Raw genomic sequence first — 15,208 nt, 5'->3', positions numbered from 1 at the left:
GTGACGCTTAAGCGTCACCTGCCGTATCGTCATTAGAGTCGGTTGTTGGGTCAGCAGATACATCACCTTCTACTGCGCCATCAACATCAACTTCTTCGTCCGAATCGCTCTCAGCAATACGCTGCAGACCTGATAAGCGCGTACCTTCATCCACATTGATCAAAGTAACGCCTTGAGTAGCGCGCCCCATTTCACGGATTTCAGAAACACGCGTGCGAACCAAGATACCGCCAGTAGTGATCAACATAATTTGATCTTCTGGAGATACCAATGCAGCCGCAACTACCTTACCGTTACGCTCTGAAGTCTGAATGGCGATCATGCCCTTTGTGCCGCGTCCATGTCGAGTGTATTCAGCGATTGGCGTACGCTTACCGTAACCATTCTCTGTAGCCGTCAATACGCTACTTGGAATTGCAATACCGTCCGCATCAACCACAGCCGCTTCAGCACCTTCTGCAGCTTCTGCTGGAGCAACCAACATAGCGATCACTTGATGGCCTTCGCCTAAGTTCATGCCGCGCACACCGCGTGCGGTACGACCCATTGGGCGAACATCGTTCTCGTCAAAGCGCACTGCTTTACCAGCGTCAGAGAACAACATGACATCGTGCTGACCATCGGTAATCGCTGCGCCAACTAAGAAGTCGTTTTCATTCAAGTCAACCGCAATGATGCCGGCCTTACGTGGGTTAGAGAAGTCAGACAAGCGAGTCTTCTTCACAGTGCCCAAGCTAGTAGCCATAAAGACGTAATGATCATCCTGGTAGCCCTTGATCGGCAGAATCACGGTGATCTTCTCGCCTTCAATCAGCGGGAACATATTGACGATTGGCTTGCCACGAGAGGTGCGACTACCTTGCGGCACTTCCCAAACTTTGAGCCAATACATCCGACCGCGATCGGAGAAGCACAAAATAATGTCATGGGTGTTCGCAACGAAGAGTGTGTCAATCCAATCTTCATTCTTAGTAGCTGCAGCTTGCTTGCCGCGACCGCCACGTTTTTGGGCGCGATATTCACTCAGTGGTTGACTCTTCATGTAACCAGTATTTGAAAGAGTCACCACCATATCCTGCGGTGTAATCAAATCTTCTGTGAAGAGTTCGGTGGCATTCATTTCGATGAATGAACGACGACCTGTATCACCACCAGCAATACCAAACTCCGCTTGAACTTCTTTCAACTCTGATTCGATCACTTGAGTTACACGCTCTGGCTTTGCCAACAAATCAAGTAAGTCAGAAATCTCTGACATCACTTCTTTGTATTCGTTAACAATCTTATCTTGCTCAAGACCAGTCAAGCGTTGTAAACGCATCTGCAAAATCTCTTGCGCCTGGCTATCAGAGAGGCGATATAAGCCAGTAGTTTGCATGCCGTACTCAGGCAACAATCCCTCTGGACGATAAGCGTTGCGGCCGCCCGGCGTATCAGCTTCAGCACGCGCCAACATCTCTCGCACCATCGGTGAATCCCAAGCTTTGCCCATCAATTCTTGCTTAGCAATCACAGGGTTCGCAGCAGCTTTAATAAGCGCAATGAACTCATCGATGTTTGCCAATGCAACAGCCAAACCTTCTAAGACATGGCCACGATCACGTGCTTTACGCAATTCAAAAATCGTACGACGTGTCACTACTTCACGACGATGCTGCAAGAAGTACTCAAGCATCTGCTTCAAGTTCAACAAGCGTGGTTGGTTATCTACCAATGCCACCATGTTCATACCGAAGTTATCTTGGAGCTGTGTACTCTTATATAAATTATTAAGAACAACTTCAGGCACTTCACCGCGCTTCAATTCGATAACAACGCGCATACCGGATTTATCTGATTCATCACGTAAATCAGAAATACCTTCTACTTTTTTCTCATTCACTAACTCAGCGATGCGCTCGAGCAAGTTCTTTTTATTTACCTGGTACGGCAACTCATCAACAATGATGGCTTGACGCGCGCCCTTATCCAAATCTTCAAAGTGAGTCTTCGCACGCATGACCACGCGACCACGGCCAGTGCGATAGCCCTCACGGACTCCTTGAACGCCATAAATAATGCCGGCGGTCGGGAAATCCGGGGCTGGGATGATCTCAATGAGCTCATCAATTGTGCATTCAGGGTTGTGCAGCACGTGCAAACAGGCTGTAACCACCTCATCGAGGTTATGAGGGGGGATATTGGTCGCCATACCTACAGCAATGCCAGAACTGCCATTTATGAGCAAATTAGGCACTTTGGCAGGCAGAATCAAGGGTTCTTTCTCGCTACCGTCGTAATTCGGCCCAAAATCGACCGTTTCCTTGTCCAAATCGGCCAAAAGCTCATGAGCTATCTTGCGGAGACGGATCTCGGTATAGCGCATTGCAGCAGCGTTATCGCCATCTACGGAGCCAAAGTTACCCTGCCCATCAACCAGCATATAGCGCAGAGAGAAGTCCTGGGCCATCCGAACGATCGTGTCATACACCGCAGAATCACCGTGCGGATGGTATTTACCGATTACATCGCCAACTATACGGGCAGATTTTTTGTAAGCTCGGTTCCAATCGTTGTTTAATTCATACATTGCGAATAAGACCCGGCGGTGAACCGGTTTGAGGCCATCACGCACGTCTGGCAGGGCTCTGCCGACGATGACGCTCATTGCGTAGTCCAAATAGGACCGCCGCATTTCGTCTTCGAGGGATATTGGTAGTGTTTCTTTAGCGGCTTGTTCCATCTAGAAATAATATCATTTTGATGACAGGTAGGCCCTATGCTAAGATTCTGTCAGTTTGTACGAAATTGAGATGTGTCGCTTTGCAGTTTTTGCATCAAGGTAGGGCGAATTACATTTAAGTTTGACTTTAATTAAAAAAGAGATTTTTGAGGACTAAAAATGAACAAAACCCTAAGAGTGTTGCTCGCTTCTGTTATTACTGTTTCTGCTACTGCAGCGATGGCTTCTGATAACTGGCAAAACGGCGATGGCGCCCTAAACTGGAAAAACGGCGATGGCACATTGTGCTGGCGCGATAACAACTGGACACCTGCTACTGCAGCTAAAGGTTGTGACGGTGCGTTGACTGCTGCTGCTGCTGGCGTTAGCCAAAGCAAAATCACTTTGCAAGCTGACACACTTTATGACTTCAATAAGTCTGATTTGAAACCAGAAGGTAAAGCTACATTGGACAAGATCGCTGCTGACTTGAAGAAAATTAAGTTAGAAGTAATCATCGCTGTTGGTAACACTGACAGCGTTGGTACAGATGCATACAACATGGCCCTCGGTCAGCGTCGTGCTCAGTCAGTTAAGACTTACCTGACAAGCAAAGGTGTTGACGGTAGCCGCATCTACACAGAATCAAAAGGCAAGAGCAATCCAGTTGCATCAAATGCAACTGCTGAAGGCCGCGCTAAGAACCGCCGCACCGACATCGAAGTTGTTGGTACAGCAGCTAAGTAATTCACTTTACTTGTAAAAAAGCCCGCTTCTAGCGGGCTTTTTTATTTCCGCTATATTCATAGACTTCTCCAATAGCCTCACAATTAGCCCATTTATATGAACGTCGACCAGTCAGAAATCGCCAAATTTAGCGCCCTAGCCCATCGTTGGTGGGATCCTAATAGCGAATTCAAACCCCTGCACGCCATCAACCCACTGCGCCTGAAATGGATTAAGTCCTTTGTTAGCTTAGAAGGCAAGAAGGTGGTTGATATCGGTTGCGGCGGTGGCATCTTGGCAGAATCCATATCCCAGTCAGGCGCAGATACTACCGGTATCGATTTATCTGAAAAAGCTCTCAAAGTAGCTGAATTACACGCATTAGAAGTAGGTGCAAACCTCACTTATCGCTCCATCTCAGCAGAAGCGTTGGCTGATGAGCAGCCCGAACAATACGATGTAGTGACTTGCATGGAGATGCTTGAACATGTGCCGGACCCAGCGTCAGTGGTGCGTGCTTGCGCCAAACTTTGTAAGCCTGGGGGCACGTTATTTTTTAGCACCCTCAACCGCAGCCCTAAGTCCTACTTATTTGCCATTATTGGTGCTGAATACATTCTGAAATTACTTCCCAGAGGTACTCACGAGTACGCTAAATTCATCAAACCTTCTGAGCTCGTCGCCTTTACTCGCCATGCGGGCTTGGAAATGCTTGGCATGAAGGGTATGAGCTACAACCCACTCACTCAGGTCTATAGCTTGAATGATGATATCGATGTGAACTATATGATTGCCGTTCGTAAATAATTCAATACATGAGCAATCTTTTAAGCCCTTACGCCGGAATCTTTTTTGATTTAGATGGCACGTTAGCTGATACCGCACCTGATTTAGTAGCGGCAACCAATCAATTGCTCGTTGCGCGCAATCTTGCTCCCAAGCCATATGAATTTCTTCGCCCATACGCTTCAGCTGGTGCTCGCGGATTACTCGAAGGCGCCTTTGGCATTAGCCCCGATCATGCGGATTTCACTCTATTGCGCGATGAATTTTTCAGTAATTATGAAAAAGCATTGCTGGTAGAGAGTAAATTATTCGATGACATGAGCCACTTACTGGATCAAATGGATCAAGCCAAGCTCCCCTGGGGCATTGTTACGAATAAAAGTGAGCGCTTTACCAATCCTCTTACTGAATTAATGGGTTTACGCCAAAGAGCTATTTCTACCGTTTCTGGCGATACAACACCGTATTCAAAACCCCATCCTGAGCCTATCTTGCACGCCGCCAGAATAGCTAAAGTAGATCCTACAAAATCACTTTATATAGGCGATGACATTAGAGATGTTGTGGCAGGCAAAGCAGCAGGAATGAAGACTGTCGCAGCCGCTTATGGCTACTGTGGCTGTAAAGAGCCTCCAGAGGCCTGGGGGGCCGATTACATCGTTAATAAGCCTCTCGAGCTACTGCAAATCATCTTTCCCAATAGGGAATAAAAGATATTCAACAATTTAAAGCTGCCGGCTTTAAAATAGGCGGTACCAATGCATGCATTCTGGGACCGACATGGTTTCGACGTGGGTTACAAAGCATCAAGGGCATACCGAGGACCCGTTATCTCGTAAATCAATGGGAATGTTTTAACTGCAAACGACGAACGTTTCGCACTAGCCGCTTAATTGCGGTTGCCCCTGAACTGATTCTCTCTTGGGTCAGCTAGCGCAAGCTAGATCAGGGTCATTTACAAGAGATAAGATCATTTCATGTCACGGGGAATGATTCGAAAACTTAGTGAATCGTCAGCGTGGAACGTGTCAATCTGTGCCTAGCTGGCTAAATTAAATGATATGACTAAGTATGTAGAACTTGTTGTGGAGGATTTGCGGACGCGGGTTCGATTCCCGCCGGTTCCACCATTTTGAAGTATGTAACAGTCCAACGCCACCCACCTGGGTGGCGTTTTTCTTTGTAAATAAAGGGCTGTACGCCCATTGTGGTCTTTCTAGATTCTGCTGTATCCAAATACGCTGGGGGTATTATTGGGGGCATCGGAGCAAAATCGAACAGGGTCAAAAACATGGTTGGGGGTATTTCTGGAAAGCTTACAGACAAAGGGATCAAGAGCTTCGTCAACCGCTCAGCCCCAGGTAGCAAGCTTGCAGATGGTCGAGGCCTTTATTTACTTATCACCCAGACCCAAACTGCTATTTGGCGCATCAAATATCGCATCGAAGGCAAAGAAAAAAGTTATTCCATTGGTGGGTATCCACAAAACAGTTTGGCTCAAGCAAGACTAGAGCTAAACGAGGTCAAAGCCTGTCTTACCAAAGGCCAGGATCCAGTAATCTCCAGACGTCTTAATAGAGCCAATGCCGCATCTCAAAGTGACAGCACCTTTAAAGCTGTAGCCGAAGAATGGTTCTCCATGAAAGAGAAAGAATGGAGTGCAACCCACTTCACGAAATCCAAAAGGGCTTTTGAGCGGGATGTTTATAAATCTCTGGGGGCGCTGCCTATTGAAAGCATTACTCCATCAGTTATTGCCAAGGCAATTGAGACCATCAACAAACGAGATGTTCTAGAAACTGCCACAAGAATTTTGCAGCACCTCAATGGTGTCTTTCGTTATGCCCAGGCTAAAGGTTTGTGTGAGGGAAATTCTGCTGCACCAGTGAAGGAAATTCTTCCTAGAAAGAAAACCAATGGACGCATGCCGGCATTACTGGATTGGAATTCTTTAGGCGCCCTCTTACGTGCTGCAGATGCCGCACGTCTCTCACCATCAGTTAGAGCAGCTCATCGCCTTCTTGCATTTAGTGCAACGCGTATTAGCAACGTTGTCCAAGCTGAGTGGAAAGAATTTGATCTTGATGCAGATATTCCAATCTGGGTAATACCTCGCGCGAAGATGAAAGATCACACACGTGTTGGCGATCATCGAATTCCTTTGGGTCCGCAAATCACTGCAGAGTTAAAGGCATGGGGGAAACTGTTTGGTAGACGAGGTTATGTATTTCCTTCGCCTACTGGTAATCAATACATCAGCCGTGAAAGTCTAGAGAAAGCTTATCGAGTAACACTTAATATGGCGGGCAAGCATGCACCACATGGCTGGCGCAGCGCCTTCTCAACACTTGCTAGGGATAATGGTTTTGAACAGGATGTTGTTGAGTTAGCGCTAGATCATGCGCATGGCAATGAAGTTGTGCGCGCATATGATCGTGGAGAACGATTTACTCAGAGGGTTGGGCTATATAAGTGGTGGGGCGAGAAACTGGCCCATGCGCAGAATGGGGCTGAGGTTATTGAATTAAAGAAGAAGGTAGCCTAACGTGTCCACTTAATAAATAACTAAACACTAATCCTCAAGAATCACAAAATCTTTTGTATTGCTATATTGAGAAAATTCGTTAAGGGATAACTCGATTTGGAACTTATTTCCATTGAATTCCCATCTTAAAAAAAATGGCCCGTATCCACCATTATCCGAAATCTCACAAGGACCCTTAGGTACGCCGACACGTTGACCCAGCTCATTCAAGTAAGAAACGATCCCAGAAACACGAGCTTTCTTGTATGCACCTTCAGGCTTTCCCATAAATTTATTTCTCCTTGGGTTTATGGGATTTTGCTCTCAAAAGATGCCATGTCTCCGGTGGCAACCAACCATTTCGATTATCTCCAGCCTCGGATATTAAAAATCTACCCTTTTCACCAGTGAAGGATCTGAGTGACTTGGCCAAATCCTTGGCACTTGCCTCTGAGATCAAATAAAAGCAGTGCGGAAGATCATAGCGCCAAGTTTCAACCTGGCTTTCTGAATCAGCCCAATTTTTTATTTCTTCGCGTGTGCCAGTAGCATCGCTATAAATTAATAGATATGCTTTTTTCATTCAGATTCTCCAGACTCTCTGGAGGAGTGCGTCAAAGATTCAGGGTTTGCAATCAATTCAATTGTGGTTGCTTCAATTGGTTGTAAGTCACCCTTTTGCTCAATTAATTCAAGGCTTTGTTTTCTAATTTGGTAATTCTCTGATTGCAACCTATCCCTATCAAAGAAGAGAAGAAAAAAGAATCCAAAGCACGCAACACCAACTGGAATACATGCAAGAATTTGGAACAACAAACCGATACTAGGAATAAACGAGCTAATCACAAGTATCGGCAACGTGACTATTCCACACAGCCATAGCATGGGATTTAGGGCGCTGCGAACAGTTAAAGCGGCAACCGATCCCATAGCCTTTGAAAAGAATTTATCTTGATTTAACATACTGCCATTCTAATAATTATTTTTTTAATTAGCACATTAATTTTTGCCTACATCCGCTCAAAATGCGGTACATCGACAAAGCCTTTGAAATTACCGCCCCACCTGTTCTTAGGGCTCAGGCTTTCCCAATATTCGCCAATCGTACGAATGAGCTCTTTATCCCAAACTAGCTCTCCATTCCAGAAGAAGTTCAGATCAATAGCGCAGCGCCTGAGGTGGTTGCTATTCATGGTCTTTGATCTACCGCTCTTAAAGTAGATCGCTTGTTGCTCTGGTGAGCGCCATAGCTCACCGCCCGTAATAACCCACCCTTCCGCAGTAGCAAACTGAATCAGTCTACTGACGTCGATCAAGAATGCAGCTTGCTCCTTTACTAGGCTAGTCATTGATCTTCTTTTTTACTTGAACAATGCATACGCATCTCGAAGATCTTCTCCACAGATCTACCGCCAAAGTAAGCCAACATGACTAGCTGACCCCATTCACCTAGGAGCTTTACATAAGCTTCATTGATATCTATACCCATGGCTGAGAGCAATGCAAATAACAGATAGGCCGTGAGGATGTAGACCAGCGTGCCAGGGCGAATATTCTTGGATAGCCTTGAATCGCTACCCATATCTGATTGCCAACGATTAGTGGCATTATCTTGTGAGGCTCGATGCATCTCCGCCAGAAGTTTGGATTCTTCAATCTCGAGTTCTTTTTGTTTCAGGGTGTATTGCAATAAGAGTTGCTCTTGCTCGATTTCTAGCTGCTTAAGCTTAATAAGATCTTCCCGACTGGGATTGTCGGGAATGCGCGCCCCAATCTTGCTCTCAATAAATTCCTTGCCTTTAGCTTGAACCGCGCCCGCAAGCAGACCAAGGCCATTGACGGCCAAGGTTTGTACTAGAGATGTGATGATTGGAAGCATGTCATTAGTTCTTTTCTTGATGCTTGGAATAAGGAAGTCCACCGCCCCACTACCGCCTAGGCTTTTATTTGTGTTGGCAGTGGGGCGCAGTTACGCGCGCCCACACACCATAGTTACTTCAACACCCACAGCCGCACCCAAACACCGGCCGCTAGCGGTGATCTTCCCTACTGCTAGCGTTTCTTGGCTCCTTTGCTTTCTTGTGTTGAATCTAGCTCATGAGCATTTTCTAATGTTTGCTCTTGAACCGAGAGTTTTCCTTCAGCCATTAGCCCCTCTACTATTTCCATTAGGCGATCACCATCATCCTCACCAAAGACTTTAGCTACGACCTCATGGCCATACTTAGCACATAGACGGTCGTACTCCTGCCCTGGAGTAATAGTGGTCTTTGATGGGCGCTCGAACACCGTGACGTTCTCTCGCCCAAACAGATTTCGAAGGATGTTAGTTTCATAGGGCGGTACATACACATGAATGGTTGTGAACGCATCCCTGCGCACTACCGCTTCCACCTCTTTAATTTGGAAGTCACTATGAATGAGTTCTTTATGGTTCATGCTGTTATTCATTTCGTCCTCCTTATTGAATCGCCAATACCGCATGGGCATTAGCTCGTGAGATGGATAAAGCGCAACGCAGGTTCACCATGGCATACATAGCGAGCGTGTCATGCGGGCGGATGGGGGCAACGATATCTAAATCGTCGTCACGCAGCTTCATAAAGCGGGTGTTGAGGAAGTAACAGCGCTTACTCCATTCAACTGTCCGATTGGCCATAGCATCAAGTTCATCAAACTGTGGATCCCAGATGATCTCTACGCCTTTAAACGCTAGACCTGTATTTACGCCAGCACCTACACCGGCATCGATGTACTTGGTCTCGCCTGATCCAGCGATATGAGTCACCGTAACCTGTTTGCGATAGGTATCAATGAACTTGCCACCGGCAATAATGAAATCAGGGCTACCGCCATGTTTAATGCATTGACGCCATGCAGTCTCCATCTCGCCCACTAAATTTCCTGGCGCTGTAGAGGCAATGTCTTTGACAGCGTAGTTACGCCAGTAGCTTGCTTTGGCTCGATCAATGCCTCCAACTGTTCCAGCATCCGGTGCTAGGCTTACTAGGCTGTCTAGGCCGACTACTGCATCTGCGCCGTGCGAGCCGTCGCGGTGCAGCTCCAAGTCCAGCTTATTGAGAAAGCCTTCTCGCAGGACCTCTAACTGCTCATCCAAGAGGTTGATCAGTTGTACGCGCTCGTTATATTCCAATTGGAAACCACGCGCCCCACCCTCACGTACTTTGATGCCGTTACTAAATAATCGGTCATAGTCGATATAGAGGCCATCAACCGCTCTACGCCAAGGAAATGAGGCTTGCTCAGTGGTGTTGCGTTTATTGAACTTAACCGTCTCCTCGCCAAAGGCCCAGCTAAAGTTACTGCCGTGCTCTTTACGGATGTTCTCGACTACGTTCTGTTTTGCACCCAATAGGCTTTTCCGTCCTTCCATGAGTTTTTTAAGGAAAGGTCTCTCTACAGCGATTTGATCAACTGGTAGATTGCGCAGGTACTCATCTAAGGAAACCTTAGCTAACTCTTGCAAGTCCGTGTTTGAAATTGGCATATGCCACCCCATCAATAGTTATTTATTAAATTAGTTGGCTTCAATACCTAGTGATGGAGCGTGAACCCATCCATTGCTACGCTGCTAGTCGCGACTCTAGCTTTTACGCGATGGCGTGAAGCACTGAGATCAATTATTGGGGTGGTAGATATAGGTTTGGGATATTTGTGGGGTTTTTGTTGATATTTACAATATAGTTGCATAGCTAATCAATATGGATTACACTAACCCCATGTTTGAACAATGCCTCTATTTCAATACCACCAGCTTAGCTCGCCAGCTAGAGCGGGAATGGACCAGTGCATTTAAACCCTTTGGCCTCACCCCGTCCCAAGCATTTATGCTTAGGGTAGTTTTAGATAAGGCACCCCTGTTACAAAGTGAACTAGCCTTAGAAATGAACATCAGTCGCCCTACTGCTACTAGAGGGTTAGATGGCTTAGAGCGGCTAGGTTTTATCAAACGGGCTTCATCCGCAAAGGATGGTCGGGAGCAAGAGATTCATCCCACCCCTAGCGCTACAAAGATCAAGGTTGACCTAAATGCTGCTAGTGCTGCTGTTACCAAGCGCATGAAGAAGTTATTGGGTAGTAATGAGTTTGAATCCGTTGTAACCCAAATGAGGACTATTGCATCAGCCCTGAAGTAAGCATTGATTTGTGAGTTTTTTTATTTAAGTAATAGTTGCATAGCTAATTACTTTCAATTAACCAAGGAGATAAATATGCCCATCTTGAACGTAAAGGTCAGCGGCCAAAAGAATGCTGCCACCACCAAAGCAATACATGAACTACTCTTAGACCTAACTCATCGGATTCTAGGTAAGAAGAAGGAAGTAACTGCAATTGCGATTGAATATGTAGATCCTGAATGCTGGATGGTTGGCGGGAAGTTATTGAGCGATCAAAACATGAATAGCTTTTACTTTGATATCAAGATCACCGATGAAACCAATACCAAGGATGAGAAGGCTAGATACATTAAAGAGGCTTTTGAGGGCTTTGCTGGCATCTTAGGAAACTTGCATGAAGAAAGTTACATCTACGTGCAGGATGTCAGGGCTGCCTCATATGGATATGGCGGAAAGACCCAGGAATACCGATATCACCAGTAGGCAATCACTAAGCCGCACTGGTCTTTATGCCCAATGTGTCATTGCGCCACCTTGGGCATAAATAAGCGTTTCTTTGGCAGTGGCCGTCAAGGGTGCGCAAGCCACCCCTTTGGGGCGCCCTTGACGGAATGCCTCCTCGTTTATTAACCATGGATACCTAATGGTATTTTTACCCAATAAAATAGCTTAAAGCTCATGTTTTACATGGATTTAAGTCAGCATCTACTTATACAAAAATAGGACATCAATGTCATATTTTTGTATATAATTAAGGCTTAATCAGGAAAGGAGGCCAAGATGGCTAAAGCAACAACCAAAGACCGCATTTTGGCTAGCCTACGTAATTCAAAAGGCAAGGTCTTCTTGCGTGATGACTTCAATCGATTTGGCACTTACCGCCAGGTATGCCGTGTAGTGAAAGAGTTATCGGATGAAGGCAAACTAATGCGCCTTGGGTATGGCACGTATGTAAAGGCGCGCCCCTCTTCCATCTCTGGCAAACCAGTGGCAGATGAAAGCCTGATCAACATCGGCCTTGAGACCATGAAAAAACTGGGTATCAAAGCTGATGTAGGCAAAGATATGCGCGCCCTGATTCAAGGTGATAGCACTCAGGTGCCCATGCTTCCCGTTCTCAATATTGGCAACGCTAGGGTATGTCGCAAGCTCTCAGTAGGCAGTCGTAGCCTAGTCTATGAAAAGAATTAACGACACCCAAAGACTCCAAGTTTTAGATGTCATCAATGAGTTAGAGTTTGGTATTTCTGAATTCGCCCTTGAAAAAGATTTTATGGTTACCGATGCCTTGGCCGCTATTGCCAACATCAATAACCCAGACTTTGATTTAGTCTTCTGCGGGGGTACTTGCTTATCTAAGGCCTACGGGCTGTTAGAGCGAGTCTCTGAAGATGTCGATATCAAGGCGTCACCAAAGGCTTCGGGGGCGCTTACTAAGAGCAAAATTCGCTCTAGCATGAGTAAGCTCAAGGATGATCTTGAGCTAGCGCTCAATGGCGCCGGCTTTAAGTCAGAGTTCATCTCAAGGGATGCTCAAGATAACAATAACTTTATTGAGTTTGATATCCAGTATTCCACCCACTTTGAAGTAAGCTCTGGGATGCGCGCGAACCTCAAGCTGGAAGTGAGCTATAGCCCATTGCGCGCGCCCAAACAAGATAAAGCAATCACCCTCTTGTTTGATTCATTGGCAGGTATGGATACTGGTCCTAGCTTTAGGGTGCCATGTGTAGATTTAAGCGAAGCATTAGCGGAAAAGCTCATTACCTTCCCAAGACGCTTAGCTCTATCGATGGCAAAAAATAATGAGAGGCTTGATACCGCATTGGTACGTCACCTCTATGACGTTTATCAGATCATCCAAAAGAATCCATCCATCCTAAAAGATCAACAAGGCAATCTATCAAACCTAGTAAATCAAGTCATTCAAAAGGATGCGGAAGACTTTGCAAGTCAACATAGCGCCTTTGTAACCGACCTGCTTGGTGAAATTCGTAAAGCGATGGAGTACGCTAAGTCTGATGCAAAGACTAAAGATACCTATGATCAATTCATTAGGGTGATGGTCTATGACAAGAACGCACCCTCATTTGAAGATGCGTTCTCTGGGTTCTATCAAACTCTTAAGTTAGCCCTACCTAATCTTTCTCGCTAAGAGGCTAAGCCCCGTAGGTACATAAGACTGAAACTGAGGTTCATAAACTTCGAGATATCTGATCGCGCCACCTTGGGCATAAATAAGCGTTTCTTTGCCTGTGGCTATCAAGGGTTCGCAAGCCACCCCTTTGGGGCGCCCTTGACGGAAATAGACCGCCTGTACTCCACCCATTAAAAATCAATAAATGACTCATAAATAGGTCCTTAAGTGCATTAATGACTTATTTATGAGTCATTTTTATTGACCAATCAGGTCTAAACAGGTATATTGGTGCCCTGTACTTAATGAACAGCATGAGGCAACTATGCGCGTAGATCAACAGCTATCTCTAGCATCAAAGCAACTTGGCCAATCCGCTGAAATAGCGCAATGCCTAGTGTCCTTACGCCTTGCACGTCATGTTCGCCAAGGTGAGGCTGCGGTTCGAGCTGGCCTTGCTCGTGCAACTGCCCAACGCATTGAAAAGGGTGATCCTGGCGTTGCCATTGGCGCGCTCCTGCGTTACTTAGATGCAATCGCTCCAGGCATGACCTTATTGCAACTCTTAAGCGGCAATGATCCTGCGATCGCTGCCCTAGAGCGTCGCTCGCGCCCACAACGCGTTCGTGACTTAAGTGCAGCTGAATTGAAAGCGCTTGATTTCTGATGGCAAACACGACTAAAGAGCTGTTTGTTTTTGCCAATCTTGATGGTGAATTTGTGCCAGCAGGACAACTGCAAGCAGATGAAGAAGGCTCAAGACTTATTGCATCTTCATTTGCTTATGGCCTGCGCTACCTAGATAGGGGCAATGCACAGGAAATTGATCCTATTGCCCTTAGTCTTAAGAATAAAAGCGAGATCAAAGGCAGGCGCCTCGTTCCACCAAATGGCCTAGAAGCTTTTGGCGGAATTCGTGATGCTGCACCTGATTCATGGGGAAGAAGAGTCATTGAAGCAAGACTTAAGGTTCCAGCTAATAGCCTGCCAGAATCAGCCTACCTACTTGAAGCTGGTAGTGATCGCATTGGGGCATTGGATGTTCGAGCCTCCTTAGATCAAGAAGAGCACCCTGCTCATGAAAGTATTCACAATCTATCTTACGTACTGGAAGGTGCACAAAAGATTGAGGCTGGCTTACCAGTATCAGAAGCGTTATCGAGAATTTTGATTGTGGGTAGTGGCCTAGGGGGTATGCGCCCAAAGGCAAGCGTACGTGATGATGACAACATTTTATGGATGGCCAAATTCCCAGGCAACAATGATGGCAGTTTAGATGTGCCAAGCATTGAATACGCCACCCTAAAACTTGCAGAATTAGCTGGCCTCAATGTAACGCAAACTCAATTAGAGCAAGTTGGCAAGAAAAAGGTGTTAATGGTCAAACGTTTTGATCGCTCTTGGACCGCTTCAGCCCGACCAGTAGAGATTCGTCATCATGTGGTTAGCGCCCTCACCCTTGTTGCTTGCCATGAATCAGAGTCCAATACAAAAAGCTATATGGATATTGCAGATGCCATACGCAGATATTGCCTGGTTCAAACAGTCAAATCGGATGTTGAAGAACTATATGCACGCATGATCTTTAACCTTTTTGTCAGTAACGATGATGATCATCTACGCAATCATGCCTTCTTATGGAATCAGGAGCTTAAAGGCTGGAGCCTAAGCCCACTCTATGATGTAATGCCACATGCAGTCATTGCAAGTGAGCGCTATCAACATCTAGGCATTGGACCTCAAGGCAAGCTAGCAACCCTAGACAATGCCTATGGGGCTAAAGAACGCTTCGGTTTATCCGCACAGCAAGCAAGCTCCATTATCGATCGCGTGTGGCGAGTAACTAGGCAGTGGAAAACACACTTCGAAAACCTCGGAATTCCTGCAGAACAAATGAAAGAAATCTCCCGGGCCTTTAGGCACATTGACGATATTTGTAGCCCTGAATTAATCAAGACTTTATCCAAAGGCTGGCCGGCGTGAGCAGTAAGTCCATCTTTCTAAATCCACTTTAAAGACATTGAATTTGTTTGCTTTATGAGTAAACGATTCCCTAATAAGAAAATTTTTAGTCAATAAGGCGCAGTGATTGCCCCGCCTACCCCTCATAGATAAACCCGATACTCATATTTTATAAAGGTTATCGGGTATTTTTAAGGCAACTCGTAAAGTAAACTTTTCGGGGAATCTATTGC

Annotated in this window: 18 protein-coding genes and 1 other RNA gene; 11 read left to right on the top strand and 8 right to left on the bottom strand. The window is 46.0% G+C overall.

Going from position 1 to position 15,208, the window contains the following annotated elements; translation table 11 throughout:
* Nucleotides 1-7: 7 nt before the first annotated feature.
* Entirely contained in the window at nt 8-2,722 is a 2,715-nt protein-coding gene (gyrA, locus tag ICN40_RS08830; RefSeq protein ID WP_216243486.1) for a DNA gyrase subunit A, read from the bottom strand.
* 159 nt (nt 2,723-2,881) lie between these two features.
* Between gyrA and ompA the strand changes: the two genes are divergently transcribed.
* From ompA to ICN40_RS08805, 5 genes are all read left to right on the top strand, one after another.
* A complete protein-coding gene (gene ompA, locus ICN40_RS08825; RefSeq protein ID WP_215320577.1) occupies nt 2,882-3,448 on the top strand; it encodes an outer membrane protein OmpA in 567 nt (188 codons plus the stop codon).
* A gap of 96 nt (nt 3,449-3,544) precedes the next feature.
* Nucleotides 3,545-4,234 carry a bifunctional 2-polyprenyl-6-hydroxyphenol methylase/3-demethylubiquinol 3-O-methyltransferase UbiG gene (gene ubiG, locus ICN40_RS08820; RefSeq protein ID WP_216243485.1) on the top strand — a complete coding sequence of 230 codons (690 nt, stop codon included), beginning with the start codon at nt 3,545-3,547 and terminating at the stop codon, nt 4,232-4,234.
* Between the two features lie 8 nt (nt 4,235-4,242).
* On the top strand, nt 4,243-4,923 hold the full coding sequence (locus tag ICN40_RS08815) for an HAD family hydrolase (RefSeq protein WP_216243484.1): 681 nt from the start codon (nt 4,243-4,245) through the stop codon (nt 4,921-4,923).
* Nucleotides 4,924-4,984: 61 nt separating this feature from the next.
* Nucleotides 4,985-5,343: a transfer-messenger RNA gene (gene ssrA, locus ICN40_RS08810) on the top strand.
* Nucleotides 5,344-5,504: 161 nt separating this feature from the next.
* Nucleotides 5,505-6,758 (top strand): integrase arm-type DNA-binding domain-containing protein, encoded by a 1,254-nt coding sequence (locus tag ICN40_RS08805; protein WP_216243482.1) that lies wholly within the window; start codon nt 5,505-5,507, stop codon nt 6,756-6,758.
* Nucleotides 6,759-6,785: 27 nt separating this feature from the next.
* On the opposite strand, the gene ICN40_RS08800 is transcribed toward ICN40_RS08805, so the two are convergent.
* The 7 genes from ICN40_RS08800 to ICN40_RS08770 form a co-directional block, all read right to left on the bottom strand.
* On the bottom strand, nt 6,786-7,025 hold the full coding sequence (locus ICN40_RS08800; protein WP_216243481.1) for a hypothetical protein: 240 nt from the start codon (nt 7,023-7,025) through the stop codon (nt 6,786-6,788).
* Between the two features lie 4 nt (nt 7,026-7,029).
* Nucleotides 7,030-7,320: a hypothetical protein gene (locus tag ICN40_RS08795; protein WP_216243480.1), complete on the bottom strand. Its 291-nt coding sequence runs from the start codon at nt 7,318-7,320 to the stop codon at nt 7,030-7,032.
* Nucleotides 7,317-7,700, bottom strand: a complete 384-nt coding sequence (locus ICN40_RS08790; RefSeq protein WP_216243479.1) for a hypothetical protein — start codon at nt 7,698-7,700, stop codon at nt 7,317-7,319. The genes ICN40_RS08795 and ICN40_RS08790 overlap by 4 nt, the downstream gene beginning before the upstream one ends.
* Before the next feature lie 47 nt (nt 7,701-7,747).
* Nucleotides 7,748-8,086 carry a M15 family metallopeptidase gene (locus ICN40_RS08785; protein ID WP_216243478.1) on the bottom strand — a complete coding sequence of 113 codons (339 nt, stop codon included), beginning with the start codon at nt 8,084-8,086 and terminating at the stop codon, nt 7,748-7,750.
* On the bottom strand, nt 8,083-8,616 hold the full coding sequence (locus ICN40_RS08780; protein WP_216243477.1) for a hypothetical protein: 534 nt from the start codon (nt 8,614-8,616) through the stop codon (nt 8,083-8,085). The genes ICN40_RS08785 and ICN40_RS08780 overlap by 4 nt, the downstream gene beginning before the upstream one ends.
* 173 nt (nt 8,617-8,789) lie before the next feature.
* Nucleotides 8,790-9,188: a hypothetical protein gene (locus ICN40_RS08775; RefSeq protein WP_216243476.1), complete on the bottom strand. Its 399-nt coding sequence runs from the start codon at nt 9,186-9,188 to the stop codon at nt 8,790-8,792.
* A 10-nt stretch (nt 9,189-9,198) separates the two neighbouring features.
* Nucleotides 9,199-10,245, bottom strand: coding sequence for a phage major capsid protein (locus ICN40_RS08770; RefSeq protein ID WP_216223986.1), 1,047 nt, complete (start codon nt 10,243-10,245; stop codon nt 9,199-9,201).
* A gap of 232 nt (nt 10,246-10,477) precedes the next feature.
* On the opposite strand from ICN40_RS08770, the gene ICN40_RS08765 reads away from it, so the two are divergent.
* The 6 genes from ICN40_RS08765 (at nt 10,478) to ICN40_RS08740 (ending at nt 14,996) form a co-directional block, all read left to right on the top strand.
* Nucleotides 10,478-10,894, top strand: a complete 417-nt coding sequence (locus ICN40_RS08765; RefSeq protein ID WP_216243475.1) for a MarR family winged helix-turn-helix transcriptional regulator — start codon at nt 10,478-10,480, stop codon at nt 10,892-10,894.
* A gap of 75 nt (nt 10,895-10,969) precedes the next feature.
* Nucleotides 10,970-11,359: a 4-oxalocrotonate tautomerase family protein gene (locus ICN40_RS08760; RefSeq protein ID WP_216243474.1), complete on the top strand. Its 390-nt coding sequence runs from the start codon at nt 10,970-10,972 to the stop codon at nt 11,357-11,359.
* A gap of 297 nt (nt 11,360-11,656) precedes the next feature.
* The gene (locus tag ICN40_RS08755) at nt 11,657-12,067 is read left to right on the top strand and encodes a DUF6088 family protein (protein WP_173960798.1); all 411 of its coding nucleotides are present in this window, start codon (nt 11,657-11,659) and stop codon (nt 12,065-12,067) included.
* Nucleotides 12,054-13,031 (top strand): nucleotidyl transferase AbiEii/AbiGii toxin family protein, encoded by a 978-nt coding sequence (locus ICN40_RS08750; RefSeq protein ID WP_216243472.1) that lies wholly within the window; start codon nt 12,054-12,056, stop codon nt 13,029-13,031. Before ICN40_RS08755 ends, ICN40_RS08750 begins: the two co-directional genes overlap by 14 nt.
* A 307-nt stretch (nt 13,032-13,338) precedes the next feature.
* Nucleotides 13,339-13,680 carry a helix-turn-helix domain-containing protein gene (locus ICN40_RS08745; protein ID WP_216243470.1) on the top strand — a complete coding sequence of 114 codons (342 nt, stop codon included), beginning with the start codon at nt 13,339-13,341 and terminating at the stop codon, nt 13,678-13,680.
* The gene (locus tag ICN40_RS08740) at nt 13,680-14,996 is read left to right on the top strand and encodes a type II toxin-antitoxin system HipA family toxin (protein ID WP_216243468.1); all 1,317 of its coding nucleotides are present in this window, start codon (nt 13,680-13,682) and stop codon (nt 14,994-14,996) included. Before ICN40_RS08745 ends, ICN40_RS08740 begins: the two co-directional genes overlap by 1 nt.
* Nucleotides 14,997-15,208: the final 212 nt, after the last annotated feature.

The sequence above is a fragment of the Polynucleobacter sp. Fuers-14 genome (assembly GCF_018882045.1).
In the GTDB taxonomy this organism is placed as follows: domain Bacteria; phylum Pseudomonadota; class Gammaproteobacteria; order Burkholderiales; family Burkholderiaceae; genus Polynucleobacter.
The sequence above is the reverse complement of the archived record's forward strand: the minus strand, read 5'-3'. Positions and strand labels throughout refer to the sequence as shown.